Source organism: Falsiporphyromonas endometrii (assembly GCF_042654485.1).
GTDB classification, from domain to species: Bacteria; Bacteroidota; Bacteroidia; order Bacteroidales; family Porphyromonadaceae; genus Porphyromonas; species Porphyromonas endometrii.
Window position 1 is genome coordinate 1 of record NZ_JBHSGO010000086.1, and the last position, 2,326, is coordinate 2,326.

Annotated in this window: 2 protein-coding genes; both read right to left on the minus strand. The window is 38.1% G+C overall.

Annotated elements, in window-relative coordinates; all coding sequences use genetic code 11:
• Nucleotides 1-61 precede the first annotated feature (61 nt).
• A complete protein-coding gene (locus tag ACFO3G_RS03425) occupies nt 62-628 on the minus strand; it encodes an ATP/GTP-binding protein (protein ID WP_380078002.1) in 567 nt (188 codons plus the stop codon).
• A 172-nt stretch (nt 629-800) separates the two neighbouring features.
• Nucleotides 801-2,021, minus strand: a complete 1,221-nt coding sequence (locus tag ACFO3G_RS03430) for a dicarboxylate/amino acid:cation symporter (RefSeq protein ID WP_380078004.1) — start codon at nt 2,019-2,021, stop codon at nt 801-803.
• Nucleotides 2,022-2,326 lie beyond the last annotated feature (305 nt).

Below are 2,326 nucleotides of genomic sequence, written 5' to 3' on the forward strand. Positions count from 1 at the left end.
AAAATTTTAGAAGACTGACGATTGATTATGAGTTTCATGCCGCTACTGCAGAGGCTATGGTTCAACTTGCTTTCTGCAAAATATTGCTTAATAAATTCTCTGAATAATTTTTAAACAGCTTCTTAATTTGTCTATCATCAAGTTCTCTTGCCAACTCAACACCTTCAGAACGATATTGGTTGTTGGCTGTAGTATAAAACTCTTCTGCACCTTTTGCTGCTGTCACCATATGCAAAACAGCATCATATCTGGCATCTCTAAGTGCTACTTCATTGTATCCTCCCTCATTGAGAATAGCCATCCACATATCTTCTGTCAGATAAGTGGATATATCCATGGTTCCTCTATCGCAAACGATGATAACAGGCTTGTTGCACTCTTGAGCCATTTCATAATAAAGGTCTTCCATTTCCAACTGAAGTTTCAAAGTAGCTTTCTCAGCTTGGTAGAAGAATTTCTTATTATCTGTAAGGTAATTGACTCCTGATGTGCTAAACATGGTTGGCACTTCCGGCAAAGAAAAGACTTGATATCCAAGTCCCGTAAAATGCTCGATGATACGTACCATAGCCGTTGTTTTACCCGCACACGGGCCGCCAGTTAGTACGATCTTGATGATATTATTCATTCTGAATATTACTTATTGAGTTTATCAAAACGTGGAGGAGAAAGAATACAATATCCAAATCTTTATTTAGGCAGTATCTTTCTTTCCACTATTTACCATACAAAGATAGCTTATTCGCAACGATACAAAAGCGATAAGCTATCTTCATAGGCTTTGTTGGAAATTGGATCCCTTATTCTCCAAAGCGACTAACTTCGGACATTTGCTCCGGTTTTGAAACTTTGCTTTGTTGAGATTTGTGTTTATAAAGTCGGTCTACAATCAAAGCAATTGCACCATCACCTGTGACATTGCAAGCTGTACCAAAAGAGTCCATTGTGATGTATAAGGCAATCATAAGAGCAAGGTCAGTTTCTCCAAAGCCGAGGATAGATTGCAGAATACCCAAAGATGCCATGATAGCACCTCCCGGAACACCCGGTGCCGCTATCATCGTAATGCCCAGCATTAAAATAAAACCAAGAAAAAGTGTAAAACTATGAGGTATTCCCTGCATCATCATCAGAGCTAATGCGCATGCCACAATTTTGAGTGTTGATCCCGACAAGTGAATTGTAGCACAAAGGGGAATGGCAAATCCACTAACCTCCTCACTTACTCCATTGATGCGAGATTGTTTGAGGGTAACGGGGATTGTGGCAGCCGAACTCTGTGTACCCAAGGCTGTTGCATAAGCAGGAAGCATAGTCCAGAGAAGCTTAAAAGGATTTTTCTTTACTACAACTCCGGCAATGACATATTGAAGGACAAGAAGCAAAATATGAAGCACAAAAATTACGCCTATAATTTTGATAAAAATTAGCATAATGGCGAATACCTTGCCCTCATAAGTCATATTTAGAAAGATACTGAAGATATAAATCGGTAGTAATGGTATGATAGTAGCGGTTATAAGTTTGCTTATAATTTCTTCAAAATCCATTGCTACCTCCATAAGGGCACGACTACGGATATTAGCCATACCAAGACCTAATACAAAAGCCAGCAATAATGCAGTCATTACACTCATCAAAGGAGGCATCTCAATAGTAAAATAAGGAGTGAGAGGAGTCGCTCCCAATGCCAGAGCTTTTGCTGATCCTGCATCAATCAAAGAGGGAAAAATGGCAGCTCCCGTCGAGTAAGAGAGTAATCCTGAGAACAGAGTAAATCCATATGCCAATACAACGGTTATTAGTAATAGGTTTTTGGCATTTCTGCCCATTTGTCCTACTGCCGCACTTACAAGACCTAAGATAATAAGTGGGATAACAAATCCGAGAAATTGACTAAAAAGAGCATTGAAGGTTACAAAAATACGAACGGCCCAGTCTGTAAAAAACAAACCGGAAATAACACCAAATACCAAAGCTAAACCAATACGCCCTAAAAGGTTGATACGAATCTTTTTCATGAAATACAATTTAAATTACTTCGCAAAGTAAATATAAATTCCACTTCCGAACACAATAGCTCTGTGTCAAATATCATTATGTAAATTTAGAATGTTGAAGGTCCCTATATCCATTAATTCGTATTAATGGAGTAATTCGATGTTTATTGTAATGATATTCTTTGCAAGTATATATGATGAGACTGTTGCACGAATGTAATTTAGGTTTTCCAACCTCCACTTCTTTGTATTCAAAGAGGATTCTATATCGATAACCGAATTACCCCATCTTATTTCCCCTCATTTTGAGCTTTAAACTGCTCAAT

What these genes read in the sequence shown, in the direction of transcription:
- ACFO3G_RS03425 (WP_380078002.1), bottom strand. Translation starts at nt 628, where the DNA reads ATGAATAATATCATCAAGATCGTACTAACTGGCGGCCCGTGTGCGGGT.
- ACFO3G_RS03430 (WP_380078004.1), bottom strand. Translation starts at nt 2,021, where the DNA reads ATGAAAAAGATTCGTATCAACCTTTTAGGGCGTATTGGTTTAGCTTTG.